At 65.9% G+C, this 26,281-nt stretch carries 25 protein-coding genes; 14 read left to right on the forward strand and 11 right to left on the reverse strand.

Translation table 11 applies throughout. The features are described from left to right. The first annotated feature begins 4 nt into the window (after nucleotides 1-4). From GJ654_RS08845 to GJ654_RS08865, 5 genes are read left to right on the forward strand one after another with little or no spacing between them, the layout of a single operon-like run. Nucleotides 5-787 carry an SLBB domain-containing protein gene (locus GJ654_RS08845; protein WP_155445794.1) on the forward strand — a complete coding sequence of 261 codons (783 nt, stop codon included), beginning with the start codon at nucleotides 5-7 and terminating at the stop codon, nucleotides 785-787. Between the two features lie 50 nt (nucleotides 788-837). Beyond that, nucleotides 838-2,208 (forward strand): GumC family protein, encoded by a 1,371-nt coding sequence (locus tag GJ654_RS08850; RefSeq protein ID WP_155445795.1) that lies wholly within the window; start codon nucleotides 838-840, stop codon nucleotides 2,206-2,208. Then, entirely contained in the window at nucleotides 2,205-3,050 is an 846-nt protein-coding gene (locus tag GJ654_RS08855) for a glycosyltransferase family 2 protein (protein ID WP_155445796.1), read from the forward strand. The genes GJ654_RS08850 and GJ654_RS08855 overlap by 4 nt, the downstream gene beginning before the upstream one ends. Beyond that, nucleotides 3,047-4,054, forward strand: a complete 1,008-nt coding sequence (locus tag GJ654_RS08860; RefSeq protein WP_155445797.1) for a glycosyltransferase family 2 protein — start codon at nucleotides 3,047-3,049, stop codon at nucleotides 4,052-4,054. Before GJ654_RS08855 ends, GJ654_RS08860 begins: the two co-directional genes overlap by 4 nt. Further along, the gene (locus GJ654_RS08865; protein WP_155445798.1) at nucleotides 4,051-5,307 is read left to right on the forward strand and encodes a Gfo/Idh/MocA family protein; all 1,257 of its coding nucleotides are present in this window, start codon (nucleotides 4,051-4,053) and stop codon (nucleotides 5,305-5,307) included. Before GJ654_RS08860 ends, GJ654_RS08865 begins: the two co-directional genes overlap by 4 nt. A gap of 58 nt (nucleotides 5,308-5,365) precedes the next feature. Here GJ654_RS08865 and GJ654_RS08870 read toward each other — a convergent pair whose 3' ends face one another. Both GJ654_RS08870 and GJ654_RS08875 read right to left on the reverse strand, forming a co-directional pair. Continuing rightward, nucleotides 5,366-5,971, reverse strand: coding sequence for a PilZ domain-containing protein (locus GJ654_RS08870; protein WP_155445799.1), 606 nt, complete (start codon nucleotides 5,969-5,971; stop codon nucleotides 5,366-5,368). A gap of 284 nt (nucleotides 5,972-6,255) precedes the next feature. Beyond that, entirely contained in the window at nucleotides 6,256-6,891 is a 636-nt protein-coding gene (locus GJ654_RS08875) for a PAS domain-containing protein (RefSeq protein WP_155445800.1), read from the reverse strand. Between the two features lie 454 nt (nucleotides 6,892-7,345). Here GJ654_RS08875 and GJ654_RS08880 point away from each other — a divergent pair, with 454 nt between their 5' ends. Together GJ654_RS08880 and GJ654_RS08885 are read left to right on the forward strand one after the other, a co-directional pair. Then, nucleotides 7,346-8,113, forward strand: a complete 768-nt coding sequence (locus tag GJ654_RS08880) for a rhomboid family intramembrane serine protease (protein ID WP_155445801.1) — start codon at nucleotides 7,346-7,348, stop codon at nucleotides 8,111-8,113. 306 nt (nucleotides 8,114-8,419) lie between these two features. Then, nucleotides 8,420-8,851, forward strand: coding sequence for a CBS domain-containing protein (locus tag GJ654_RS08885; RefSeq protein ID WP_155445802.1), 432 nt, complete (start codon nucleotides 8,420-8,422; stop codon nucleotides 8,849-8,851). Nucleotides 8,852-8,887: 36 nt separating this feature from the next. Here the strand turns inward: GJ654_RS08885 and GJ654_RS08890 are convergent, their stop codons facing one another. The 5 genes from GJ654_RS08890 to GJ654_RS08910 all read right to left on the reverse strand — a co-directional run bounded on the left by GJ654_RS08890 (nucleotide 8,888) and on the right by GJ654_RS08910 (nucleotide 12,582). Next, nucleotides 8,888-9,907, reverse strand: coding sequence for a patatin-like phospholipase family protein (locus GJ654_RS08890; RefSeq protein WP_155445803.1), 1,020 nt, complete (start codon nucleotides 9,905-9,907; stop codon nucleotides 8,888-8,890). 187 nt (nucleotides 9,908-10,094) lie between these two features. After that, a complete protein-coding gene (locus GJ654_RS08895; RefSeq protein WP_155445950.1) occupies nucleotides 10,095-10,490 on the reverse strand; it encodes a DUF3126 family protein in 396 nt (131 codons plus the stop codon). 211 nt (nucleotides 10,491-10,701) lie between these two features. After that, on the reverse strand, nucleotides 10,702-10,842 hold the full coding sequence (locus tag GJ654_RS08900) for a hypothetical protein (protein WP_155445804.1): 141 nt from the start codon (nucleotides 10,840-10,842) through the stop codon (nucleotides 10,702-10,704). A 76-nt stretch (nucleotides 10,843-10,918) separates the two neighbouring features. Further along, entirely contained in the window at nucleotides 10,919-11,743 is an 825-nt protein-coding gene (cysE, locus tag GJ654_RS08905) for a serine O-acetyltransferase (protein ID WP_155445805.1), read from the reverse strand. 50 nt (nucleotides 11,744-11,793) lie between these two features. Then, a complete protein-coding gene (locus GJ654_RS08910; RefSeq protein ID WP_155445806.1) occupies nucleotides 11,794-12,582 on the reverse strand; it encodes an alpha/beta fold hydrolase in 789 nt (262 codons plus the stop codon). Nucleotides 12,583-12,868: 286 nt separating this feature from the next. Between GJ654_RS08910 and GJ654_RS08915 the strand changes: the two genes are divergently transcribed. From GJ654_RS08915 to cobU, 5 genes are all read left to right on the forward strand, one after another. Beyond that, nucleotides 12,869-13,498: a hypothetical protein gene (locus GJ654_RS08915; RefSeq protein ID WP_155445807.1), complete on the forward strand. Its 630-nt coding sequence runs from the start codon at nucleotides 12,869-12,871 to the stop codon at nucleotides 13,496-13,498. Nucleotides 13,499-13,594: 96 nt separating this feature from the next. Further along, a complete protein-coding gene (locus GJ654_RS08920) occupies nucleotides 13,595-13,831 on the forward strand; it encodes a zinc-finger domain-containing protein (RefSeq protein WP_155445808.1) in 237 nt (78 codons plus the stop codon). Nucleotides 13,832-13,846: 15 nt separating this feature from the next. Further along, nucleotides 13,847-15,055, forward strand: coding sequence for an FAD-dependent monooxygenase (locus GJ654_RS08925; RefSeq protein ID WP_155445809.1), 1,209 nt, complete (start codon nucleotides 13,847-13,849; stop codon nucleotides 15,053-15,055). A 98-nt stretch (nucleotides 15,056-15,153) separates the two neighbouring features. Then, nucleotides 15,154-16,071 (forward strand): division plane positioning ATPase MipZ, encoded by a 918-nt coding sequence (locus GJ654_RS08930; RefSeq protein WP_155445810.1) that lies wholly within the window; start codon nucleotides 15,154-15,156, stop codon nucleotides 16,069-16,071. Beyond that, nucleotides 16,068-16,577 carry a bifunctional adenosylcobinamide kinase/adenosylcobinamide-phosphate guanylyltransferase gene (gene cobU / locus GJ654_RS08935; RefSeq protein WP_155445811.1) on the forward strand — a complete coding sequence of 170 codons (510 nt, stop codon included), beginning with the start codon at nucleotides 16,068-16,070 and terminating at the stop codon, nucleotides 16,575-16,577. The genes GJ654_RS08930 and cobU overlap by 4 nt, the downstream gene beginning before the upstream one ends. Before the next feature lie 56 nt (nucleotides 16,578-16,633). On the opposite strand, the gene GJ654_RS08940 is transcribed toward cobU, so the two are convergent. Further along, the gene (locus GJ654_RS08940) at nucleotides 16,634-17,104 is read right to left on the reverse strand and encodes a helix-turn-helix domain-containing protein (RefSeq protein WP_155445812.1); all 471 of its coding nucleotides are present in this window, start codon (nucleotides 17,102-17,104) and stop codon (nucleotides 16,634-16,636) included. Between the two features lie 303 nt (nucleotides 17,105-17,407). On the opposite strand from GJ654_RS08940, the gene GJ654_RS08945 reads away from it, so the two are divergent. Further along, entirely contained in the window at nucleotides 17,408-19,471 is a 2,064-nt protein-coding gene (locus tag GJ654_RS08945) for an FUSC family protein (protein WP_155445813.1), read from the forward strand. A gap of 600 nt (nucleotides 19,472-20,071) precedes the next feature. Here GJ654_RS08945 and GJ654_RS08950 read toward each other — a convergent pair. The 3 genes from GJ654_RS08950 to GJ654_RS08960 all read right to left on the reverse strand — a co-directional run bounded on the left by GJ654_RS08950 (nucleotide 20,072) and on the right by GJ654_RS08960 (nucleotide 23,934). Then, nucleotides 20,072-21,145 carry an HAD family hydrolase gene (locus tag GJ654_RS08950; protein ID WP_155445814.1) on the reverse strand — a complete coding sequence of 358 codons (1,074 nt, stop codon included), beginning with the start codon at nucleotides 21,143-21,145 and terminating at the stop codon, nucleotides 20,072-20,074. A gap of 87 nt (nucleotides 21,146-21,232) precedes the next feature. Continuing rightward, entirely contained in the window at nucleotides 21,233-22,975 is a 1,743-nt protein-coding gene (locus GJ654_RS08955; protein WP_155445815.1) for an arylsulfatase, read from the reverse strand. 167 nt (nucleotides 22,976-23,142) lie between these two features. Continuing rightward, nucleotides 23,143-23,934: a sulfite exporter TauE/SafE family protein gene (locus GJ654_RS08960; RefSeq protein ID WP_155445816.1), complete on the reverse strand. Its 792-nt coding sequence runs from the start codon at nucleotides 23,932-23,934 to the stop codon at nucleotides 23,143-23,145. 221 nt (nucleotides 23,935-24,155) lie between these two features. Here GJ654_RS08960 and GJ654_RS08965 point away from each other — a divergent pair, with 221 nt between their 5' ends. Next, nucleotides 24,156-26,246 (forward strand): elongation factor G, encoded by a 2,091-nt coding sequence (locus tag GJ654_RS08965; RefSeq protein ID WP_155445817.1) that lies wholly within the window; start codon nucleotides 24,156-24,158, stop codon nucleotides 26,244-26,246. Nucleotides 26,247-26,281 lie beyond the last annotated feature (35 nt).

Consider the following 26,281-nt stretch of genomic DNA (forward strand, 5'->3'; position numbering starts at 1 on the left):
ACCGATGAAAAACCGCCCTCCGCTCCTCATCTTCACACTCCTTCTGGCGCTGGTCTGCGGCGCCCCCCTCGCGCGCGCCCAAGAAACGGGCGGGCGCGCGCTCACCACCAATGACGTGGTGCAGGTCGGCGTGCTGGGCCAGCCGGAATTTTCAGCCACCGCGCGGGTCGAGCCCGACGGCACGCTGGCGCTGAGTTATGCCGGGCGCCTGCGCGCCGCCGGACGCACGACCGGCGCGCTCGCCGCGCAAATTGCGGCGCTGCTGAGGGACAAGGGCCTGGTCAAGACGGCGCAGGTCTCCGTGGAGGTGCAAAGTTTCGGCCTGCAAGTCTCCGTGCTCGGCGAGGTCCGCGACCCCGGCGCCTTCACCCTCGACCGTCCCATCACCCTGGCGCAGGCGCTCGCCCGCGCCGGCGGCCTGCGGGAGGAGGCCGCCGATTCCACGCTGGTCGTGCACCGGGGCGGCCATGTCCTGCGCTTTTCCGCCCGCGGCGTGCTGGAGGGCCGCGAGGGCGCAAGAATCCGGCTCGCCAACAACGACACCCTGTTCGTCGAACAGGGGCGGATCATCTACGTCACCGGCTATGTCAACAAGCCCGGCCAATTCGCGCTCAACCGTCCCGGCCTGACCATCAGGCAGGCGATCGCGCAGGCCGGCGGCCTCACCCCGCTCGGCTCCGATGGCTGGGGCCTGAGGCTGCGCCGGGACGGCGTCGAATATGCCGCCGATCTCGACCAGCCGGTCGAGGCCGACGACACCGTCATCGTCAACGAACGCCTATTCTGAACGCGTTTCGGAACGGACGCCCGTTCGCTTGAAAGAAGAAAACAAGGTCAATGAGCCTGCCGCTGTTTCTCCTCGTCCTGCGCAAGCGCATCGCCGTCGCCGCCATGTTGTTCGCCGCCGCGCTGCTCGGCGCGGTCGCGACGCTGGCGCTCGCGCCACCGCGCTACGAGGCCATTGCGGTCGCCAGCATCGATCCCAGTTCCGCCGATCCTGTGAGCGGGCTCGGCCCGACGCCGGGCAGCCTGCTGATCGTTCAGGGCAATCTGGCGGCGCTGGCTAAGAGCAACCAGGTCGCGCTCGACATCGTGGAGCGCCTGGGGCTCGACGGCGACGCGGACGTTCGCGCCGCCTATGCCTCGGCGTGGCGAAAGCCGGACAACATCCGCCAGTTCGCGGCGGAGCGCGTGCTGGAGAAACTCGACGCCAGATTCCTGCCCGGCTCCAACGTGCTCACCCTCGCCATTCGCGACCGCGCGCCCGAAAAGGCCGCGCGCATCGCCAACAGCTTCATGGCCGCCTTCATCGACGCCGCCATCGCGCTCAAGGGTCAGGCCGCGCACAAGGCCGCCGACTGGTTCGCCCCGCAGATCGAAAAGGTCGCCCTGCGCCGCGCCGAGGCGCGCGCGCGGCTGGAAGCCTTTCAGACCGACGCGCGGCTGCTGGCGCCGGGCGCGGGCGATTCGGAAGCCGACCGTCTGCTGCAGATCGGCAATGCGCTGTCGCTCGCCAAGACCGAACTTGTGGCCCTGCAAAGCCAGCTGGCGACGCCAGGCGTCAGCCCCAGCGACGCCCAGAACCCCGACGTGCAAACCCTCATCGCCCTGCGGACGAGCCTCGCCACGGCGGAGGCCGATATCGCCCGCCTGCAGGCCGACGCCGGGCCCAACCATCCGAGAATGCTGGAGCGGCGGGCCGCGCGCGACTCGCTGCGCGCGCAGATTGCCGAAGCCGTCGACGCTTATCGCGCCAAGCTCGCCGATCGCGTCGCCGCGCAATTGGTCAAGGTCGCCGAGCTGGAAAAGACCTATGCCGCCAATGTCAGCGACATGGTCGGCGTCCAGGGCCAGCGCGACCGGCTCGCGCACTTGCGCGCGGAAGCGCAGTTCCAGCAGGACGAATATGACAGACTCCAGCGCGCCGCCGCCCAGGCGCGGCTGCAAAGCCAATTGTCCTTCTCCAACATCGCGGTGATCGACGTCGCGGCGCCGCCGTCGAGCCCGATCTTTCCCAAACCCCTGCCCGCCTTCGCGCTGGCGAGCGTCGTCGGCCTCGCCGTCGCCGTTCTGGGCGCGCTGATCGCCGAAACCCTGGATCGGCGCATCCGCCGGTCCGAGGACATTTCCGAAGCCGCGGGCGCGCCGCTGCTCGGGGTGGCGCTCGACTTCGCGCCCCCGCGCGGCCTGTTCGGAGCGGGCGAATGACCCTTGTCTCCGTCATCATTCCGCATCGCGACGATCTCGAAAACCTGCGCCTGTGCCTTGACCTGCTGGACCGCCAGACGTTTCGAGATTTCGAGATCGTTGTCGCCGATAACAATTCCGCCTGCGGCTTCGCCAAGGTTCTGGACGTTTGCGGTTCTCGCGCGCTCGTCGTTCCGGCGCCGCTCCAGGGCGCCGCGCACGCGCGCAACGCCGCGCTGGCGGTTGCGCTTGGCAGAAACCTCGCCTTCATCGATTCCGACTGCCGCCCCGCCGAGAACTGGCTGGAGCGCGGCCTGCAAAATTTGCGCGATGGCGTGGTGGTCGCGGGCAAGGTCGAGGTTGTGTTCGCCGATCCGGCGCGGCCCACGCCGGCGGAAGCCTACGAAGCCGTGTTCGCCTTCGACAACAGGCGCTATGTGCGGCAAAAATTTTGCCTGGGCTGCAACATGTTCGTGCGCCGCGCCGATTTCGATCGCGTCGGGTTTTTTCGCGCCGGCGCGCCCGAGGATCTCGACTGGGGCCGGCGCGCCGTCCGCCTTGGCCTGACGATCCTCTACGACGACAGCGTCGTGGTCGGCCATCCCGCGCGGCGCGACTGGCCCGAACTTTTACGGAAAACGCGGCGGGTCGTCGGCGAACTCCACCTGTTGCGCCGCGACCAGGGGGCGCTGGCCTGGGCCGCCTATCTCGCCGCGCTCGCCGCCTCGCCTTTCGTCCATGCGGTCAAGCTGGCGTTTTCCTCAAAAATCTCGGGCTTTCGCCTGAAAATCGCGGCCGTCGCGCTGTTGTTCCGGCTGCGCTGGCGCCGCCTCTTCTGGTTCGTGGAGCTGCTGCGCACATGACCACAGCGGTCATCATTGTCGCCTATCGCAATCCCGAGGACATCAGGCGCTGCCTGCGGGCGCTGCGCGCCGCCGGTCCGGGCGAAACGTTCGACATCTGCCTTGTCGAAAACGGCGGCGCCCACGCCTATGCCGTCCTGGTGGCCATGCTCGCCGAGGAAGGGCTGATCTTCAAGGCGCCGCGCGGCTCCGCCGGCCCGTTCAGCCGCCTGGTCCATTTCGTCGGCGGCCCCCATGGCGCGGCCGTCTGGGTGGGCCTGGCGCCGGAAAACCTCGGCTATGCCGGCGGCATCAATCTGTGGCTGCGGCGGCTTGAGCCGGACCCGCGCGTCGACGGTTACTGGATTCTCAATCCCGACACCCAGCCGGAGCCAGGCGCGCTGTCAGCCCTGATCGCGCGCGCCGAGCGTGGCGGTTTTGGCATGGTCGCCAGCCAGCTCGTCTCCACGGCCTGGCCGGAGCGGGTGTTGATGCGCGGCATGCGCTGGCGTCCGCTCGTCTGCCGCCCGCTCGCGCTGGAGCGGTCAAGGCCGTCGCGGGCAAAACCGGCCGCCAATCTGGCGACGCTGCTGGAAGCCCCCTCCGGCGCCTCGTTTTATGTCACCCGCATGGCCCTTCAAGAGATCGGGCCGATGGAGGAAAGCTATTTCCTCTTCTACGAGGACCTCGAATGGGGCTTGCGCGCCAAAACCCTGTGCGGGCTGGCGCTGGCGGAGGATTCGACCGTGCGTCACGTGGTCGGCGCCAGCATCGGCTCCGCCTCCGCGCGCAAAAAGCGCTCGGCGCTGGCGGTCTATCTCGACCACCGAAACCGTCTGCATTTTGTCAGGCGGATGTTTCCGCAACGCCTGCGCTGGACCGCCCTCGTGGTGCTGGCGCGCACCTTCGAATTCCTGGCCGTCGGCGCCTTCAGGAATTTTGGGGCCGCCCTGGCGGGCTGGGCGGCGGGCCTGCGCGGTGAAACCGGCCGTCCCGAACGCTTTTTCCGGGAGCCCGCCGAATGAAGATCGGGATCATCGGCGCCGGCTATGTCTTCGACCATTACATGGCGACCTGGTCCCGGCATCCGCGCCTGGAAATCGCCGGGATCGCCGACCGCGACCCCGCGCGGCTGCGTCAGGCGGCGCTGTTTTACGGGCTGCGCGCCTCTCCGTCCAACGACGCCCTGCTCGCCGACCCCGACATCCGGCTGGTGGTCAATCTCACCAGCATCGACAGCCATTTCGAGGTGACGCGCGCCGCGCTCGACGCCGGAAAACATGTCTATTCGGAAAAGCCGCTGACCGACGATCTCGACTCTTCGCGCGCGCTGCTCGCGCTCGCCGAATCGCGCGGGCTCAAACTGTCGTGCGCGCCGTGCAATGTGCTGAGCGACAGCATTCAGACCCTGTGGAAGGCTTTGCGCGAGGGCGCGATCGGCGCGCCGCGCCTCGCCTATGCCGAATTCGACGACAATGTCATCCCGCTGATGCGGCCTGAAACCTGGCGCAGCCGCAGCGGCGCCCCCTGGCCCTGGCGCGACGAATTTTCGAGCGGCTGCACCTGGGAGCACGCCGGTTATCACCTGTCCTGGCTCTGCGCGATTTTCGGCCCGGTCGAAAGCGTCACCGCCTTTTCGCGGGTCGTCGCGCCGGACAAGACGGCGGAGCCGATCGACGCGCCGGATTTCTCGGTCGCCTGCCTGAATTTTGTTTCCGGCATGGTGGCGCGCTTAACCTTCAGCATTTGCGCGCCCGCCGATCATTCCATCCGGGTGATCGGCGCGCGCGGCATGCTGAGCATGGACAGCTACCGGCACTACCGCTGCCCGGTCTTTCTCGAAATTTTCGACGCCGTCGGTCTGAATGCGCGCAAGTTCATGAGCGTGAGGCGCAGCCGTTTTTTGGGACGCCTGTTCGGCGTGGGCGGCCGCCCCCTGCCCCTGCTCGGGCGCAAGCGCGATGAAATGTCCATTGCCGCGCTGAAGCGGCGGGAAATCAACGACCAGGACAAGGTTTTGGGGGTCGCCGAACTGGCGGAGGCGATCGAACAGGACCGCACGGCCTTTCCGCCGCCGGATTTTACGCTGCACCTCGCCGAACTGACCTTCGCGATCCAAGGCGCCGGCGTCGCGGGCGCGCCGACACGCCTGACCACGACATTCGCGCCGCTCGAACCCCGCGCGGCAACGCTCGCCGCGCCGCCCTTCCGCCAAGAGCCGCCGCCGGCCTGGCGGCGCTGGCTCGGTCAAAGATTAGAGGCGCTGCACCGGCATTAGAGCGTTTTCGAGCGAAGTGGATGCCGGTTTGCGTGAAAAAACGCGTGAAAACAAGACTCTAAAGGACGACGTTTTCGTCAAACACATCGAAGGAGAGCGGCAGCGCGAATTCCAGCGCCAGGCCGTGCTCGAACACGCGCACCACCCGGGCCGGGCGACGGCCGATATGCACCATCGATCCCATCGGCGCCTGGGAGGTGCAGGACACCGCCGCGCCGGACACCGAAATGTCGACGATCCTCGCCGGCGCCGTGCTGCCGTCGGGGAAGCGCAGTGTGGTGTTGGAATCGGTGGGCACGATGCGCTCGTGGCGGCGGTCCTCGGGAAGCCCCAAAGTCTTGCGATTGGCCAGCCAGGTCAGCTGGTTCACCAGCTTTTCGCGCTTGGACGCCGGCATGTTCGCGGTCATGACGAAACCGAAGTCGATGTGCCGGATGATCGTCCCCTCGACCCGGCCGAGCGCGTCGAAATAGGCGACCACGCGCTCGCCGAGGACGCCGCGCACCGGGGCGGTCAGGGAAAGGCCGCCCACCGAGACATCGTTGGTCTGGCAGGGGAATTCCCGGCGGTCCTCAAGCATGTAGCGCCCCAGCAGCGCCAGTTTTACGCGCGCGTGCCGACGCCGCTCCATCGGCTTGGCGCTGATTTTTGGCCGGAAATTCATAGGACCGCCATGAGCTAAATGATTGGCGGCATTATAGGAGCGCCTCGGTTAACCGCGTGTTACGCACGGTCGACCCAATGCTAGAGCTTTTCCACGTTTCATGGAAACATGAAAAAGCTCTAGAGTCTTGTTTTAACGCATTTTCTTCACGCGAACCGGCATCCACTTCGCTTGAAAATGCTCTAGAGCTTTTCCACGTTTCATGGAAACATGAAAAAGCTCTAGAGTCTTGTTTTAACGCATTTTCTTCACGCGAACCGGCATCCGCTTCGCTCGAAAACGCTCTAATGCGGCTTGTCGGCGTCGCGGCCGCGACCGCCCGATATGACGAAGAACGAAAAGCGCCGCAGCCGGCTGCGAGACGCCAATTCCTCAGGCTTTTTCGCCGACTCCTGCCCCTGAATCAGCTCGGAGGGCGACACAGCCACGCGGCTGTCGAGGAAACGCATGGCGACAAGGCGCAGGGCCAGCGCCGAACGCAGGCCGAACCAGCTCGGCAGCGCCTGCGGCGTCAGCGACGCCAGCAGCCGGGCGTGGGTTTTTCCGCGATGCCGCAACGGCAGCAGCAGCAGTTCCAGCGGCGCGTCCTCGCCAAATTCCGACTCCGCCAGCAGGCCGGCGACGGCGGGGCGCTGGCTGTCAAGCACCGCCTCGACCATGGCGCTGATGCTGGCGCGATCCTCCCGCGCGAACAGGGAAACCAGCGGCGCGCCTTTCTGCTCGTTGCAGAACAGGGCGTTGAGCCGCGTGCCGGAAATGCGGATGGGATATTGCCGCTCCTCGTCCGCCTCGAGAATCATGGTGTCGGCGAGGATGTGGCGGATGGCGGTCGGATCGATTTCCTCCCGCTCCGGCGACAGCCGCGCGCCCCGCAACCGGTTCCAGTAGGAATAGAGCTCTTGAGTGGCGGCCTGTCTCATTTTCTTGCTCTTGATCCATTCCGGGGCGGTTCCGTCCGGATGGAGGACAAAAATCGCCAAAAAAACATTCCAGATCAGAAAGGTGCGAAGCGCGGGCCAGGCGCGGGGCGCGCCCCTCGCCGCTCGGCCGCGGCGGCCGCGTTAATATTAATTTCTGGTTGACGTTGTAAGAACGTTAGGACTTTGGCAATCTCTTGCCATCGAACGCGGCCGAAACGGACAGCGACCCGGGTGAGGCGGCGGAAGACAAGAACTGCAAGATGCTGAATCTCAATGATTTTTCCTTTGATCGTCTCTGCTCGGGGAAGATGAAAAGGTCGAGAAATCGTTACCTCGCAAGGCCATCGCGCCTGAAGCATCTTGACCGCGCGACGGTTAATGGTTAACGCCGCCGCGCCGCCGTCAAAGGGGGAGAGCCTGCGCTCTCCCCCTTCGTTGTCTTGAAGGAACGATCATGCGCGAAAAGATTTTCAATCTCCCGGGCGTGGTCACCTTGCTGCTCGCCCTGCTGTTCCTGGTTCATCTGGCTCGCGTGCTTCTGCCCGGCGAAATCGACATCCAGGTGCTCGCGACCTTCGCCTTCACGCCCGCGCGCTTCGGCATGCTTCTGGACGCCAGCGGCGTGGTCGCCCAGCTCAACGCCGTCGCGCGCGTCTCCAGCGACCAGGCGCAACTTGCCCAGTTCTTCCTCACCTACGCGCCGCCCTCGCTGCTCTGGCTGACCCCGGTTTCCTATGCGCTGCTGCACGGTTCGTGGACGCATCTACTGCTCAACGCGGTCTGGTTGACGGCGTTTGGCGCGCCGGTGGCGCGGCGTTTCGGCGCGATCCGGTTCCTGGCGCTGAACGTGGCCGGCGCCATCGCGGGGGCGCTGGCGCAATTTGCCTTCAACCCCTTCGAGCTCAACCCGATGGTCGGCGCCTCCGCCGCCATTTCCGCCTGTTTCGGCGCCGCCGCCCGTTTCGTGTTTTTGCCGGGCGCCTTCGCGCGCGATCCGCGCTCCGAGGGCGCGCCGCCGAAGCTCGCGAGCTTCGGCGAAATGGTCCGCAACCGTCAGATTCTCTCTTTCGTCGGTTTCTGGTTCGCCTTGAACCTGTTCACCGGGCTCGCCGGCCAGGGCGCCGGCCTCGCCGACGCGCCGATCGCCTGGCAGGCCCATCTCGGCGGCTTCCTGCTCGGCCTGCTGGCGGCCCCATTGTTCGACCTGCGCCGCAAGGCCTGAGCGCCCCTCGCAACCAACGCAATCGTGCGCGGGCCCAAGCGCGCCAACGCTTGCGCGCGCGCGCAAACAGGCGGATGATTCGCGTCAAGGCTGTCCGATCGCGCGGCGGGAACTTGCGGAGCAAGCGCGGCGTTATACGGATTCCGAACGACAAGTTCGGAATCCGTATTCCACTCGCGCGGAAATCCGCCCTTCGCCTGGAGGATTTCCGCGCGATTTCGTTTTCGCGGATCGCCAAGCGATCTCGCGGAAACCGTATTCGACAAAAATAAGCCGTATCCCAACGGGTTAACAGGAGGAGACCGCATGACCGTCGCCATGATTCTGGCGGGCAAGAGCCGCGATGTGATCACGACTCAGCCGCACCGCACCCTTCAGGAGGCCGCCGCGCTGCTCGCCGAGAAGGGCATTGGCGCGGCGCTCGTCGCCGACGGCGCCGGCGCCGTCGTGGGAATCATTTCCGAGCGCGACGTCGTGCGGGCCATCGGCCGCCACGGCGGCGCCGTCCTCAACGATCCCGTATCCAAGCACATGACCAGCAAGGTGGTGACCACGGAGCCGGGCGAAGCCGTCGACCACGTGATGGACATGATGACCAGCGGACGATTCCGCCACGTGCCGGTCATGGAGAACAACCGCCTCGTCGGCGTCGTCTCCATCGGCGACGTCGTCAAGTTCAGGCTCGATTCGATCGAGTGGGAATATCGGGCCATGCGGGATTATATCGCCACCGCGTGACGCCAAGCGGATGTTTCGGGGCCGGCGCGCCGGCCCCTACGCCGTCTCGTGCAGCTTGCGCTCCAGCGCGGCCATCTCGGCGATGTCGTTGAGGGCGCGCCGCGCCGCCTCGCGTCCGAGCGAAATCAGTTCATCGGCGCGATGGAACTCGAAAAACCCGATTTTGGCCAGCCTTGCATTGATCAGCACATCCGGCGGGTCGCCGGCGAGCCGCGACCGCGCAATGCGGTCTTGCGTGATGTTGAAGGCTTCAAGCAGAGCGGTGGCGATGCCGGGCGCGCCGTCCGCGCCCGGCGCGAACTGGCGGCGCAGCCAGCGCGCCTCCTTCACCGGCGCGGGCGCCTCGACGGTGCGTTCGTGCTCCTTGTGCGCGCCGTCCACGCCGGCGCCGGGGTCGGCGATCAGCGAACCGCGGTAGGCGGCGTCGCCGACCAGATTGACCGCGATCACGATCTCCGCCCCCATCGCCCGGCAAAGGGTGACGGGGACCGGATTGACCAGGGCGCCGTCGAACAGCCAGCGGTCGTCGAAGCGCACCGGCTCGAAAATGCCCGGCAGCGCGTAGGAGGCGCGGATCGCCTGCACGAGGTCGCCGCGCCGCAGCCAAACCTCGTGTCCCAGGCCGATCTCGGTGGCCACCGCGCCAAAGCGGAGGCGCAAATCCTCAATGCGCTGGCCGGACAGCGCGCGGGACAGTTCGTCGCGCAGTTTTGAACCGGCGAGCATGCCCGCGCCGGAAAACGAGAGGTCGAGGAGGGAGAGCACGCGGCGCTTGGTCAGCGATCGCGCAAAAGCCTCGATGGCGCCCATCTTGCCCGCGGCGTAGCAGCCGCCGACCACGGCCCCGATCGAGGAGCCGGCAATGACGTCGATCGGAATTTTGCGCGCTTCAAGCTCCTGCAACACCCCGATGTGCGACCAGCCGCGCGCCGCGCCCGCCCCGAGCGCCAGACCGATGCGCGGGCGGCGCTCGGTCTTGACGGCGGCCGCGCCTCCGCTCGCGGCGGAAAGGGATTCCTGCGGACGCTCGTAATTTCTCCAGTTCAGTCCGAACATGGCTCGACTCCACTGCGCGACCCCCTGAATCGACGTCTTGTTAACGACGTCTTGATCGCAGCCTGCGCGCGGAAACTTGCCGAAGGCTTAAAAGCCGCCCCGCCCTCGAAAAGGGCCGCCCAAGCCGTAATGCTTAGAAGGGAATAATGTTCCTCGCGTGGACCAACCGTCAAGCCCGGGCTGACCCTCACAAATCGTCGAGGTCGATGTCGAGAATGGCCATTTGCAGGGTGAACGTCTTGCCCTTGGGATCGTCGGCGGAAATCACCGCGAGGAAGTCGTCGCCCCGGTTCAGCTCGACGGAATCGGTTTTGCGCCCGCGCGCCACAATTTTGAGATCGTCATTGTCGAACAGGCGGCGCAGATAGTCCTGCAACACCGGGCGCTCGACCGGGATTTTCATGGCGAAGGAGAAGGAGCGGTCGCCGTCCTCGTCATCGACGCTGATGGAGCCGAGCACGCGTTCGCCGAAGGAGGCGACAGCCGCGTCCTCGTTCTTGGGATCGAGGCCGACCTTGATGGCGGGCGCGCCAAACGATTGGCGCAGAAACTCCTGCAATTTCCGCAATTCGCTCTTGTTCAACACGCCGACTCCCTGCTTCGTGGGGCAAAGGCTTGCCAAAAAGCGGGGCGCCGCGCAAGGGGCGCGCGCCTTGCGCTGAAACGACGGCGCCGTCCGGCTTCAGCCCGCGCTAAGCAGGATTTCCGAAAAGCGCCCCCGGCTTTCGGATGAAAATCCTGCGAAAACAAAGGAACCTAAGCAAACATTCGTAGGGCGACCAACGAATGTTTGCTTAGATGAACGCCGCGCTGGTCACGTAGACGCCATAGCCGACCATCGAAGCCAGCGAAAAGGCGAAGACGGCGGCCAGAACGGCCAGCTCTCCGACGGTCGCGCCAGCCTGCCGCTTCAGAACGCGAGAAAATGCGATCATTTGGGCCTTCCCTGGTTCGAGCGAACGCTGTTCGCTCATCCCGCCATGAGGCCACAAAAAGGTGGACGGAAGCTTGCTATTCGTCTTCGTTCTTCCCGGAGAGAACCTGGTCCATTTCCAGCGCGGGCTCCTTGCAGCCCGAGGCGCCGACGATGCGCGCGGGCACGCCCGCAACGGTCACCCCCGGCGGCACCGGCTTCAGAACCACCGAGCCCGCCGCCACGCGCGAGCAGCAGCCGACCTCGATATTGCCGATGATTTTCGCGCCGGCGCCGATCAGCACGCCCCGGCGGATTTTGGGATGACGGTCGCCGCGCTCGTGCCCGGTGCCGCCGAGCGTCACGCTGTGCAGGATCGACACGTCGTCCTCGATCACGGCGGTGGCGCCCACCACCAGCCCGGTGGCGTGGTCGAGGAAAATCCCCTTGCCGATGCGCGCGGCCGGATTGATGTCGGTCTGGAACACGGCGGAGGCGCGGCTTTGCAGATAGAGCGCGAAATCCTTTCGACCCGCGTTCCAAAGCGCGTGCGCCAGCCTGTGGGTTTGCAGCGCGTGAAAGCCCTTGAAATAGAGCAAGGGCTCCATCAGCCGGGTGCAGGCGGGATCGCGCTCGGCGACCGCCCGCAGGTCGGCGCGAATGGCCTCGCCAATCGAAGGGTCGCGCGCGGCCATCTCCAGAAAATTCTGCTCGATGAGGTCGCCGGGAAAATCGAGATGGGAGAGCCGCGCGGCGATCCGATGTGCGACGGCGTGCTCGACATTGGGCGCGTTGAGCACGGAGACAGCCAAAAAACCGCCGAGATCAGGCTCGCGGCGCGCGGCCTCCTCGGCTTCCGCGCGGATTTGCGTGAAGACGGGATCGGCGGCGGATTTCAAGGCCAGCACATTCGCGGCGATCATGGCGTTCTCCTGCGGAGCCGCAGGCCCCGGACTTCGCTAACACATAGGAATTAAACGGCGGGTTGCAAACTCTCCAGGAACGCCAGCACCCCCTCCTTGAAGACCGCGTCGCCCACGGCGCGGTTGTGGTCGCGGCCGGGAATGACCAGCGCGCGGGCGTTGGGCATCAGCGAGGCCAGGGCGAAGGGATCGCCGGCCACGTCATCCTGCGAGCCGACGCAGATCAGGGTCGGGGTCGTCACCCGCCCGATCTCCCGCGCCGTCATCGCCCGGCGCGAGCCGCGAATGCAGGCGGCGAGCGCGCGCAGATCGCTGCGCGTCGAATCCGCGAAGGCCCTAAACATGCGCTGCTTCGGATCGGTGAGCGCCTCCAGCGACGGCGCCTCCATGGCGTCGGCGATCCCCGAGGGCAAGCCTTCGTCGTCGACCAAATGGATGCCAAGACCGGCAAGGATCAGGCCGCGCACTTTTTCCGGCTGGGACAGCGCCAGATGGGCGGCGATGCGCGCCCCCATCGAATAGCCCATCACATCGGCGCGCGCGACGCCGAGATGATCCAGAAGGCGGGCGGCGTCGCCGGCCATGGCCTGGGGCGTGTAGGCGTGCGGGTCATGAGGTTTTTCGCTGCGGCCATGACCGCGATTGTCGAACACGATGGTGCGTCGCCCCGCGCCGGTCAGCGTCTTGACCCATTGCGGAAACAGCCAGTTGACGCCGTGGTTGGAGGCGAAGCCATGGATGAGCAGGATGGGCTGGCGACGGTCGTCTCGGCGATCCTCGCCCAGTGGCGGAAAATCGAGATAGGCGATCCGCACGCCATCCGACAAAAATTCCAGCATACCCAACGTCTTCCCTCGTCGAATTCCGCGGCGCCGCCCCGGGGCGCATCCTTGCGGCGCACCATAATCAGCGGCGCCCGGCATGGCGAGTCGCGGTCGCCGCGCCGAAGCAGTTGCGGTTCGCTGTCGCACTCCGCGCGCGAAATGTTGTGACGGCCAAGTTTGCGAGTAACATGGCGGCGCGCGCCGCGCGGCGCGCCGTCACGCTTGAAATCGTACGAGGCTGCGAGCGGGACGCGCGCATGTCGAAGCAACGGAATTTATCTTGTTTGCTTAGGGTAGAACAATGACAACAGAGATCGCCGAAGCTCAAAAAACATCGAGCATTTTTCAGTCCTTCACCACTGGCAGGGCCATAGCCCCTGACGTCCAGGACAAGTGCACGGAATACATGACCGCGCTCAGGGAAGAACTTTCGAAAAATCGGACGAAATATCTCGACTACAACATACACTTCAAGAGCCGAAAACGGGATATCGTCAGGAACGCGCTTTCACAGCATGTCGTCGATGTGTTTTTCCTGGTGCACGACACACGCCGACGCTTTCCCTATGACGTGAAGGCGGCGGTCATCTACGCGGTCTTCACCGAACGAAACGAGTTTTGCTACGTGATCCGCCGGGAGCTTGGCCATCAGATCGGCGCGCAAAACATCCCGGAAGAGGCGTTCGCCTATCTGACCGAAATGGTGAACATCCCGGCGGCGGCGCCCGAGCTGATCGGATCGGAGCTGCGCGATTTGCAGCGTTTTGTCTGGTACGGCAGCAAGAAGGCGACGGAGGGTCGCGGTTTCAGGGACCACGTGCTCAAACACGCCAAGCGGGTTCAGGACACGTCCTTTTCCGCGCTGGGCAATGTCACCGTCGGTCTCGCCGCGCACTTTCTGCGCAAGCGGGAGGTGCGCAACCCCCTCTAACGTCGCATCCCGCCCACTACCCAAAGCCCACCGCTTTGATTATGGTGCGCCCCCGGCGCCGCGCCTCTTTTGACGCGCGCAAACCCAGGGATATCGATGTCCGAGCACGCCATTCCGCATTTCCACAACCAGCCGGGCCTGGCGACGATCCGAATCGGCGCGAAGGCGTTCAAGTGCATCGGCGCGCTGCCGCCGTTCGATCACCCCCACATCTACATCGACATGGGCGCCGAATCCGAGGCCCTGTGCCCCTATTGCTCGACCCGCTACGTCTACGACCCCGCGCTGCACGGCCATGCCGAGCCGGCGGAGTGCGAAGTGAAGGCGGCCTGAGCGGCGCGACCAACAATGGAGCCCCTGCCCATTCTCATCGCCGGCGGCGGCGTCGGCGGCCTGAGCGCAGCTCTGGCGCTGGCGCGGGTCGGCCGCCGCACTCTGGTGCTGGAGCGGGCGCCCGCGTTTCGCGAGGTGGGCGCCGGCCTGCAACTCGCGCCCAACGCCACGCGAATCCTGCGCGCTTATGGCGCGCTCGATGCGCTCGAGGGGCTGGCGGTCGCGCCGACCCAGGTGCGCATTCGCCGGGGCGGCGACGGCGCCCGCCTGGCAAACCTGTCGTTGCGTGATGCGGAGAAACGCTGGGGCGCGCCCTATCTCAACGTCCATCGCGCCGACCTGCTTTCGGCGCTCCTGGAGCAGGCGAGAGCCAACGACCTCATCGAAATCCGCAATGACGCGACCCTGACGGGATTTGTCCAGGACGAACAGGGCGTGGCCGTCAGCTATCGCGGCCGGGACGAGACCCACCGCGCCGGCGGCGAGGCGCTGATCGGCGCCGACGGGGTGCGCTCGATCGTGCGCGGGCGCCTGAGCGACCCCCGGACCGACAAGCCCAATTACACCGGACACACGGCCTGGCGGGCCGTGATCCCGGCGTCTGCCCTGCCGCCGGCTTTCGGCGAGCCCGCCTCCAACCTCTGGCTCGGCGAAAAGGCCCATATCGTCCATTACCCGCTGCGCGCCGGCGCGATCGTCAACATCGTCGCCCTCGTCGAGGACGACTGGCGCGGCGACGGCGAGCGCGGACGCGATGGCGCCCAGTTCTGGGACCAGGCGGGAGACCGCCGCTTCCTGCTTGAGCGCTTCAAGGATTGGGCGCCCGAGGCGCTGGAGCTGTTGTCGGCGCCGGAAACCTGGCTGCGCTGGCCGCTGTTCGACCGCCCGCCGCTCGCCTCCTACGCGCGCGGCCGCACCGCCCTGCTCGGCGACGCCGCCCACCCCATGCTGCCCTACCTCGCGCAGGGCGCGGCGCAGGCGATCGAGGATTCGGCGGTGCTGTCGCTGGCCTTTCTCGAATATGGCGGCCGCGACCCCGTCAAGGCGCTCGCCCAATATTCCGCCGCCCGCCTGCCGCGCGCCAGCCAAATCCAGCTTTCGTCGCGCAAACAAGGAAAAATCTACCACATGGCCGGCGCGCCCGCCTTCGTCCGCGATCTCGTCCTGCGCCTCACTCCATCGGCGCGGCTGATGGCCCGCCAGAACTGGATATATTCGGCTTGAGTGGCGTGGGCGGCTGGGTTAATCAGCGTAAAGTGGTTAACTGTGCGTTGAGTCGGTCCGAGGCTCCGCCCCTGAGAGCGCCCTAAGAGCACGACCCCATGAGCACTGACGCCGAAGCCCCGGATTTGCGCCCAGCTCACGTCATCGTCATCGCCAACGAAAAGGGCGGCGTCGGCAAATCCACCATGTCGATCCACCTCTCCGTGGCGCTGCTCAAGGCCGGCTATCGCGTCGCCACCATCGACCTCGACACCCGCCAGCGCAGCCTGACGCGCTTTTATGAGAACCGCGCCTCGTTCGCCCGGACCGCCCCCTGGGACGTGGAGCTGTCGCGCCATTTCGCCATGGACCATGTGCGCGGCGCCAATGCGCAAGAGAACGAATCGGCCGAGTTCGCCGCCTTCGCCGAGGCCATCGGCGAGGTCGAGCATGCCTTCGAATTCGTGGTGATCGACACGCCGGCGAGCGACACCTATCTGATGCGCCTCGCCCATTCGCTGGCCGACACGCTGATTTCGCCGATGAACGACAGTTTCGTCGACATGGACGTGATGTCGCGCGTGCACCATGACCGCGCCCATCGCGGCCAGGTGGCGCAATACGCCGAGATCGTGCTGGAGGCGCGCCGCAAGCGCCGCCTGGTCGACAACGGCATGATCGACTGGGTGCTGGTGCGCAACCGCATCGCCGCGCTTCAGACCAACAACGCCCGCCAGGTCGACCAGGCGCTGCGCAAACTCGCGGTGGAATTGCAGTTCCGCGTCGCCGAGGGCCTGCGCGACCGCGTGATCTTCCGCGAACTGTTCCCGATCGGCCTCACCGCGCTCGACGCGATCGAGGAGGCCAGCCACCAGCTCACCCCCTCGCAGCAGACCGCGCGCCGGGAGATCGAATCGCTCATCGGCGATTTGCGGCTGCCGACGCGCGTCGCCGGCTCCAACTATCTCGAGGCCCGACACGTCTGGTTCGAACAGATCGCCTCCTATTACCGCGAACTGAAGAGCGGCAACGGATGACCGCCACGCTCGTCCTGGGTGGCGCGCGCTCGGGCAAGACAGGCCATGCGCTGGAGCTGGCGCGCGCCTCCGGCCTGACGAAATTCATGATCGTCACCGCCCCGGCGCTCGATCGGTCCATGGCGTCGCGCATCGCCCGCCACCGCGCCGAGCGCGAGAACGACACCTGGACCGTGTTCGAGGAAGAAACCGACATCGCCCGCCTGTTGCGCCGCATCGCCCGGCCCGACCGCGTGGTGGTGATCGACTGCCTGACCCTGTGGCTGTCGAACCTGTTCTTTCAGGACAGAGATCTTTCGCACGAGGCCGAACAGCTCGCGGCCGCGCTGGCCGAGGCCGAGGGCCAGATCGTGGCGATTTCCAACGAAATCGGATTGGGCGTGTCGCCGCCGACCCAGCTCGGCAACGACTTCCGCGACGCCCAGGGGCTGATCAACCAGCGGATCGCGCGGGCTTGCACGCAGGTTGTCTTCGTCGCCGCCGGTCTGCCGCTGAAACTGAAGTAGCTTCCCCGTCCGAGGACGATCCCGCCCTCGCGACGCCATTGCGAAAACAGCCAGTCTCAGTTGGACCAGGGACCGCTGCGGAAGGCGCGCAGTTGCGCGATATTGTCGTCGAGATCGCTTGCGGGCCGCAGCAGTTGCGCCGCCTGCAACAGGGCGGGCGATTGTCCGCCCTTGGCGAAAGCTTCGGCGAGGTCGGCGAGCACGCCGCGCAGTTCCGGGCTCTGGATCTGGAAGAAGGCGCGATAGAGACGGTGCGCGTCGCTCAGCAGCGCGTCCCGCTCGCCGGGCCCACCGTTCGGGGCGCAAAAATCATCGGCCGCCACCAGGAAATAGGACGGCGGCGCGTCGAGCACGCCGCACAATTGCTGCAATTGGCGGGCGCTCATGCGCCGCTCGCCGGCTTCAAAGGCCTCGATGACGGCGACATCGAGATCCAGCGCCTTCGCCACCGTCGCGCAGCTCAAGCCCAGGCCTTCACGCCTGCGCCGCAATCGGCCGCCGATTTCCTGATCGATTTGATTAACCATGCCTATTTCCTCGACGCCGCAACGACGCCTTGATTCCTTGATGGTAAACTGTTTCTTTATGTCCAGAAACTGCACAAAAACCGATCAAGGCGCAAGAGCGGTCACGCGGGATTATTGCGTCAACCTTTACAACCAAATTCGACACGCTCAGGATAGTATGGGGCTTAATCCTGGCGGGACTGGGGCGAGCGCGGGCTTGGGCGAAAAAGAAGCCTTGGCGACGGCGATCAGCCCGGCTTGCTCCCGCCCCCGCGAAGCGCCTATCCTCCCGCCGCAACCAAAGCCGGACGCCAAGGCGGGCTGATGCGCATTCCCCCATCCCTGTTCAAATATCTGCTCGGCCAGCACATTCTCAACGGCTACGCCGTCGCGCTGGGCGTGCTGCTGGTCGGCCTCGGCTTCGGCGCGCTCGACGGTTTTGAAGCCGCCATGGCCGCCGCCTCGGGCGCGCTCTGCGTCTCGGTCGGCGACACCCCCTCCCCGCTTTCGTCGAAAATCCGCATCCTGCCGCTGTGCTGGTGCAGCGCGGTGGCGAGCGCCCTGCTCATCGCGCTCACCGATGGACACCCGGCGCTGCAAGGCGCGACGGTGGTCGTCATCGGGTTCGTCGCCGGCTTGCAGATCGCCTGGGGCCGCTGGGCGATCCCGCTGTCGATCCTCACCCTGCTCGCCATGGTGTTCACCCTGGGCGCGCCCGGCGACAAGCTCGCCTTCTGCGAGAGCATCGCGCTCGGCGGCGCGGCTTACATCCCCATCGCCCTGGCCCTGACCTGGGCCTCCGATTCGTCCGGGCGGCGGGTGATGCTGGCGGAGCTGATCCGCGAATTCGCCACCTTCCTGCGCCGCATGGCCGAATTCTACCGCCCCGGCGCCGACGAGGGCGCCGCCTGCCTGAAGGTGGTGGAGCAGCAGGCGAGTTTTTCCGACCAGTTGCAGACGGCGCGCAGTCTCAGCGTCCACGCCACCGACCCGGAATCGGGCGCAAGGCTGATCGCGGCCCTCGCCGTCCTGCTCGAAGCCTTCGACGGCATGATCGCCACCATGGCCGACCACGCGCCATTGCGGCTCGCCAGCGCGCCCTCCGACCTCGCCGCGCGCGTCGAGACCCTGCTGAAAGAGGTGGCCGACGATCTCGACGCCCTGTCGCTCGACCTGCTCATCGCCGGACGCGCGCCGAGCTTTCCCGACCATTCCGCCGCGCTGGACGATTTTTCGCAGCAGATCGCCCGCCTGGACAGCGACGACCCGCGCCTGCTGCGGGCCGCGCGCATGACCCGGGCGCGCCTGGCCTTCGTCCTCAACGCCCTCGCCCGCATTCCCGCCGTCGTCGACAGCCTCGCGGAAGCGGAAAAGGCGCTCTCCGGTCTCGATCTCACCAAATTCGCCCCGCCGCTGCGCGTGTCGCTCAAACCGATCGCCAAGGAATTGCGCTGGGACTCGGCCATCTTCCGCCACGCGCTGCGGCTGTCGGCGGCGCTCGGCTGCGGCTACGCGCTGATCGCGCTGACCCCCGCGCTCAGTCACGGCAACTGGATCCTGCTCACCATCGCCGTGATTCTTCGCGCGAGTTACAGCGCCACCACCCAGCGCCGCGACCAGCGGCTGTTCGGCTCCGTCGTCGGCTGCGCCATCGCCGGCGCGCTGTTGTGGCTCGATTCCACCCCCCTGCTGATGGCCGCGCAACTCTCCGCGGTGGGGATCGCCCACGCCTTCGCCCGCGTCGATTACCGGCTCACCTCGGTCGCGGCCTCGGTGATGGCGCTGCTCGGCCTGCACCTGCTCGACCCCGGCGAGACCGCGCCGGTGGCGTCCAGGCTGATCGACACGGCCATCGGCGCCGCCCTGGCCTATGTGTTCAATCTGCTGCTGCCCAATTACGAGCGCCACGGGACGGCGGCGCTGGCGCGCGCTTTCGTCAAAAAGCTCGCGACCTATGCCGACCGCGTGCTGCGCTGGAACGTGTCGGCGCAGGACTATCGCCTGGCGCGCAAGGAGATGATCGAGAGTTTTTCCGCGCTGGGGGAATCGTTCAAACTCGCGCGCGACAATCCGGGCGCGGAAAAGTTCTGGCCGCTCTACAGCAAGCTGATCGCCCAGGCCTATTTCACCGCCGCGCAGATCGTCACGATAAGACTGCTGATCCGCAACCGCATCGACGACCTCGACCCCTACGACAGCGCCGCGCTGCTCGACGACACCCGCGCCGCCGTCATGGCGCAGCTCCGGCCGGGCTGCGCCCACCTGCCGCCCTCCTGCGAATTCTATCCCGACGAGAGCGACGCCTTCGCGGCGCTGCGCCTGCGCTGCGCCGAAGCGGCGGTGGAGGCGGAGCGCCTGCGCCACCTCGCCGCGCGCTTGGGGGCGTGAACGCCGTCGCCCCCTGTTGGCGGCGTCGGCGGTCATGTCGCGGTCGAAAGTGAAAACGCGGGGCGCGCAATATCTTGTTCACCCTATGTTCCACGTGAAACATGTCGACCGCCGCCTCGCCCCATAAGCCTTTGTCTTAAAAGAATGATTCGACACGCGGCCCGACGCCCGCGCGCGGCCGCCGCAACGCGGCACACCGGATGTCGTACACAACCGCCGCGTTGCATCGTCAGGAATCGCGCGTTTTTTGTCAGAAAATCCGCACAAACGCGCAGCATTTTCACGCTTTTTGACGCTTTGGCGCCGCCCGCCACAACCTGAGGATTGCGCCCGCACGGAAAAATTCATCAGCGGACCGCCGCCCAGGCCGCCCGCACGGGCGCCTCATACGGTTTCCGCAAGTTCGCTTCGCGATCCGCGAAAACGAAATCGCGCGGAAATCCTTCAGGCGAAGGGCGGATTTCCGCGCGAGCGGAATACGATTTCCGAACTGATCCTTCGGAAATCGTATCAGACGGTTTCCGCAAGATCGCTTCGCGATCCGCGAAAACGAAATCGCGCGGAAATCCTCCAAGCGAAGGGCGGATTTCCGCGCGAGCGCTATCTCGCCGACGAGGAACCTGCGTCGAAGGCGAACACGCGCTTCCAGTCGTCCTTCATGCTGATGATCTCCCACCCGTTGTTTTTCGCTTCGTCGTGAAGCGCCTGGGTGAAGGTCCCGACCTTGGTGTGCGGCAATCCCTGCGCCGGCCCATAGGCATATTCACGCGCCGCGTCGTCGTGGAGAAGCAGAAGACCAAGCCGCGCGCCCGCGCCGCCGGTGGTGTATTCCAGCATTTCGCGGTCGCCCGTCGAATTGCCGAAGGCGATCACAGGGCGAACGCCGATTTCGAGATGAATGCCTTCCACCTTGCCGGCATTGTTGTCGTTCAGCAGGAGTTTCGGGTCTTTTGTCAGAAACGGCTTCCCATCCTTGTCATAGCCGTATTTCGCAGCGGTCGCCGTGCCCACGACCTGCCAGGGCGGGACGCCATACACCCGTTGCGAATAGGTGCGCACAAAATCCTGACCGCCGCCGGTGACAATGAAGGTCTTGTAACCGTTGTCGCGCAGATAGCGCATCGCTTCGAGCATCGGCAGGTAAGTCAGATCGGTGTAGAGACGATCCCATCGTGGATGCTTGGCCGTGGTGATCCACTCCGCCACCGCCACCTTGAAGTCATCCACCGACATGCCGGTCAGGGTTTCCATGGCGATCTCCTCCAATTCCTTGAGGGAGAGCTTGGCGATCGCCGCGCGGTCGCCGGATAACACGGTCTTGAAAGCCTCGACCTTTCCTAATTCCGGCTTCGCCTTCACCACGGCCGGAACGCGGTCCAGGCAATAGACCACCTGCGTATAGACGGGATGCTCGACCCAGGTCGTTCCGTCCTGGTCGAAGGTGGCGATCCGCGCATCCGGCGGAACGAAGTTCGGGCTCGCCGCGTCCGTCGTCGATTTGACCAGGCGGATGATGGCGGTTTTGGCTGGCCCCTCGTTCCAGGATGGCAGGGGATCGTCCGGCGCCGCTTGCGCCTGGGCGGCGTTGGGGAAGGACGCGCTCGACAAGAGCGGCAAGGCCGCGAAACCGCCAAGCACGGTGCGCCGGTTCAGACCGGATGAGAACGGTCCCATGAATGTCTCCCGTCAGTCGATCGCAACGACGTCTCGCAAATCGGGTGCGAGCGCCAAAGGCGCCCGCGCCTTTTGCGCCTCGCGCGATCAGTCGCTCGGATGTGCGCTGCTGCGCAGCCCCCGTTTCTGCGCCTCGATTTCAGCCATGACCTGCTCAAGGTTATAGGATGAGGGGGCCTGCAGCGGCGGGTATTTCGCATAGGTCTCCAGGAATTGGAGCGCCTGTTGCTGGCCAAGCGGCAGCAGATTCCAGTCGTAAATATAGGCGGTCATCGGCGCCGCCAGCGCGCCGCCGAGCGCCATGGCCGAGTCTTCCTTCGGGCCGACGGCCGCCTCGAACGGGTCACGCTTGATGTTTTGAACCAAGGTGAAATTATACGTGGTCTTCGGCAGCAGCCATCCCGTGGCGGACGGGTCGGGCATTGTCCAATAGAACTTCCAGTTCTTGTAGCGCAACGCCGACAGGGTGGCGCCCGAGTAGTAGAAAAACGATTCACGCGCCGATTTCTGGGACTTGCCCGTCAGATAGTCGACCTGATTGACGCCGTCGAGCGTGGTCTTGACAAAGCCCTGGTAGGCGCCTTCCTCGATCTGCTTCTTCAAGCCGTCGCCCTTCGGGCCGCCGGCAAGCTCCACAAGCGTCGGCATCCAGTCGAAGGACGCGAACATTTCGGTCAACACCGTCCCGGCCTTGATGTGGTTCGGCCAGCGGACGACGGCGGGAACCCTGTAGCCGCCTTCCCAGGCCATGCCCTTCTGACCCTTGAAGGGGGAGACGCCACCGTCGGGGAAACTGATCTTCTCCGCGCCATTGTCGGTGGTGAAGACGACGATGGTGTCGTCGAGCTGGCCCATGTCTTCGAGTTTTTTGAGGACGGCGCCGATGTTGTCGTCCATCTGCTTCATGCCGGCTTCGTTGACCCCCCAGTCCTTGCCGCCGCGAACGCCAAGCATGGCTTCATATTTCGGCGACAGCATGGTGGTGACGTGCATGCGCGCCGGATTGTACCAGACGAAGAAGGGCTTGTTGGTTTTCTTCGGGTCGTGGCGATCGAGGAAGTCGATGACCTTGGCCGAAATCTCTTCATCGACGGTCCGCGAGCGGTCCAAGGTCAGCGGCCCCTGATCCGAACATTCCTGGTGCTTTTCCGTACCATTGCGGGACTTGCAGGCGATGATCGGGCGCGGCGGCGTCAGGCAGGCGGTCGTCCTGGGATCGACCGCGCCGGCGACCTCAGGAACGCCGGGAATGGGCGCGACCTTGCAGGCCGGCGCGATGCCCTGTTCCGTGGGCGACTTGTTGATATCAGGGAAGCTGACCTGCTGCATGGCGTCAAGGTGATACAGATAGCCCCAGAATTCCTGGAAGCCGTGCGCGGTCGGCAGCGACGCCGGGTGATCGCCGAGGTGGTTCTTGCCGAACTCGCCGGTCTCATAGCCGAGGTCGAGCAGAACCTTGGCGATGGCGGGCGTGCCAGGCTTCAGGTAGGACGGACTTCCCGGGAGCTGAGGCTCCACCATGCCGGTGCGCACCGGATACATGCCGGTGAAGAAGGCGTTGCGGCCGGACGTGCAGCTTTGCATGGCGTAATAGTCCATGAACATCGCGCCCTCTTTCGCGATGCGGTCGATGTTGGGCGTCTCGCCGACCATCAGGCCGCGATGATAGACGCCCGGCTGCATGAAACCGATGTCATCGCCCATGATGAAGAGGATGTTCGGCTTTTTCTCGTTTTGCGCAAAGGCTTGCGATGTGAGCGCCGCAAAGGAAAGCACTGTGGCCGCGGCCAACCGCGTCACACGTCCGGGGTGGGGATTCGAGGCAGACATACTGTACCTCTCTCAATACATTGAGGAAAATAGTTCCCGGCTGTTCGCCGAGCCAAGTTTACATCACGAACACGGGTATGGATGCGCTTTCTCGGAACGCGCTGGAAACAACTTTTTGTGAAGACTTCGCCCCTCCGAAACGTCTCTGAAAATACAAGCCAAAACCTCTAATGCAACGCCAGCTTGGCCCCGACCAAAACCAGCACGCCCGCCAGCAGTCCGCGCAAAAGCTTGTCCGGCGCCTTTGCTGCATAGGCGCTGGCGATCATGATGCCGGGGATCGAGCCGACCAGCAGCGACGCCAGCATCCGCCAGTCCACGGAGCCCATGGCCCAGTGGCCCGCGCCGGCGATCAGGGTCAGCGGCACGGCGTGGACGATGTCGGAGGCGATGATGCGCAGCGTGGGCATGCGCGGATAGAGCATCAGCAGCACCGTCACCCCGATGGCGCCGGCGCCGACCGACGAAATGGTGACGAGCACGCCGAGCGCCGCGCCCAAGGTCACCGTGAGCGCCCCGATGGCGCGGTCCGACAGCGCGTCGAATTTGGGCGCCATGCGCGCCACCAGCCAGGGGCGGAACAGCAGCGAAACCGAGGTCAGCAGCAGCGCGATCCCCAGCGCGAAGGTGATCGCGGAGCCGGCCTGTCCGGACTTGAAGCCCAGATGCGACAGGCCGAACAAAGTGAGGAGCGCGGCCGGGGCGCTGCCGGCGGCCAGCCGAAAGACCACCTTCCAGTCGATCGCCTTGTTGACGCCGTGGACGGTGGAGCCGGCGATCTTGGTGAGTCCGGCGTAGAGAAGGTCCGTGCCGACCGCGGTCGCCGGGTGGATGCCGAACGCCAGCACCAGCAAGGGCGTCATCAGCGCGCCGCCGCCGACGCCGGTCAGACCGACGACGCCGCCGACCACAAGCCCAGAAAAAACAAAGGGCCATTCCACCAAACCGCTCAAAGCCATCCGTCGCCGCTCCCCATGAACGACGCTAAAATATTTTTTCTAGTGAAATAGTCAAATATTTTCTTTTCCCGCGAATCCCGGCCCCGCGAGCTGTTTGTGACGGTACGTCAAAAGCTTAAGCTTGAGCCATGATCTTGATCATTGGCAAAAAGCGACAGAAGTGAAATATTTGCGACAAGGCCCGTCATAGCACGGACCTGAAAAGCCGAAGGAGGCTTAAGATGAGCGAAGTTCTGCCCGGCGACAGACGCGTTTCGGGCCCGCGCTTGATCGCGCTGGTTGGCCCGTTCCAGAGCGGCAAGACCAGCCTGCTCGAATCCATCCTGACCCGCGGCGGCGCGCTTTCGCGCCAGGGCTCCGTACGCGACGGCTCGTCGGTGGGCGATTCCAGCCCAGAGGCCCGCGCCCACGCCGCCAGCGTCGAGGCCAACGTCGCCTCCGTGGATTATCTCGGCGACCGCTTCACCTTCGTCGACCTCCCCGGCTCCATCGAATTCGCCCACGAGGCCCGCAACGTCCTGCCGGTCTGCGACGCGGCGGTGGTGGTGTGCGAGGCCGACGAGCGCAAGCTGCCGGCCCTGCGCGTGATCCTGAGCGAACTCGAAGAGCTCGGCCTGCCGCGCATCCTGTTCCTCAACAAGATCGACGCCGCCACCGCGCGCATCCGCGAAATCCTCGCCCTGCTGCAGCCGGCCTCGCGCACCCCCCTGCTGCTGCGGCAGATTCCGATCTGGCAGAACGGCATCGTCACCGGCTTCATCGATCTCGCGCTGGAGCGCGCCTTCGTCTATCGCGAACACGCCCCCTCCGTGGTGGTGGACGTCCCCGCCGGCGAATTGCCGACCGAGAAGGAAGCCCGCTACACCATGCTGGAGAAGCTGGCGGACTATGACGACTCGCTGATGGAGGAGCTGCTCTCCGACATCGAGCCGCCGCGCGACCAGGTGTTCGACGACCTCACCCTGGATCTGCGCAAAGGCCTGGTCGCCCCGGTGCTGATCGGCTCGGCGGCGGAGGGCCATGGCGTCACCCGCCTGCTCAAGGCGCTGCGCCACGAGGCGCCGGCCATCGCGCAAGTCCGCGCGCGCCTGGGAATCGCCGACGAGGGTCCGGCCCTCGCCCACGCGATCAAGACCGTCCACACCGCGCATGGCGGCAAGCTGAGTTTTTCGCGCGTGCTGCGCGGCGGCTTCGCCGACGGCGGCGTGGTCAAGAGCGCGCGCGGCGAGGACCGCATCGCCGGCCTGTCCCGGCTGATGGGCCTCACCGCCACCAAGCAGTCCAGGATCGAGGAAGGCGATTGCGTCGCCTTCGGCCGCCTCGACCATGTCGCCACCGGCGACACTTTTGGCGACGCCAAGAGTGGCGCATCGACGTCCGGCGCGCCCGCGCAGGCGATTCCGCCCGTCGCGCCGCCGCAGCCGGCCTATGCGCTGGCGGTGGCGGTGAAGGACCGCAAGGACGAGGCCCGCCTGGCCACGGCCATCGCCAAGCTCTCGGAGGAGGACCCGTCGCTGGTGTTCGTCCACGACCAGGAGGCCAGCGAAATGCGCCTGCTGGGCCAGGGCGAGATGCATGTGCGCGTGGCGCTGGAGCGGCTGAACGCGCGCTTCGGCGTGGTGGTCGAGACGCAAAAGCCGTCGGTCGGCTACAAGGAGACCATCCGCCACACGGTCAACGTCCGCGGGCGCCATAAAAAGCAGTCCGGCGGCCACGGCCAGTTCGGCGATGTGGTGCTGGACGTCGGCCCCCTGCCCCGCGGCGAGGGTTTCGCCTTCAACGAAACCGTTCACGGCGGCGCCGTTCCGCGAAACTATTTCAGCGCCATCGAGGAGGGGTGCAGGGATGCGCTGGAGCGGGGCCCGCTGGGCTTCCCGGTGGTGGACGTGGCGGTGACGCTGACGGACGGCTCCTACCACACGGTGGATTCCTCCGACATGGCGTTTCGAACCGCGGCGCGAATCGGCGTGGCGGAAGCCCTGGCCAAGGCCGGCCCGGTGCTGCTGGAGCCGATCCAGGCGGTCGAAATCACCACGCCGAGCGATTGCCTGTCGAAGATCACGGCGATCGTCTCGGGACGGCGCGGCCAGATTCTCGGCTATGACGCGCGCCCGGGCTGGGACGGCTGGGATGTGCTCAACGCCCTGATTCCCGAAGCGGAAATGGAGGGGCTGATCGTCGAGCTGCGCTCGGCGACGGCGGGCGTCGGTTCGTTCACGCAGAAATTCGACCATTGGACCGAAATGGTCGGCAAGTCGGCGGACGCCATCGTCGCCCATCGCGCGGCCGCAGCCAAGGCGCCGGCGCACTGACGCCCGCGCTGAACATCGCGACAAGCGGTTTCCGG

Source organism: Rhodoblastus acidophilus (assembly GCF_009720655.1).
GTDB classification, from domain to species: Bacteria; Pseudomonadota; Alphaproteobacteria; order Rhizobiales; family Beijerinckiaceae; genus Rhodoblastus; species Rhodoblastus acidophilus_A.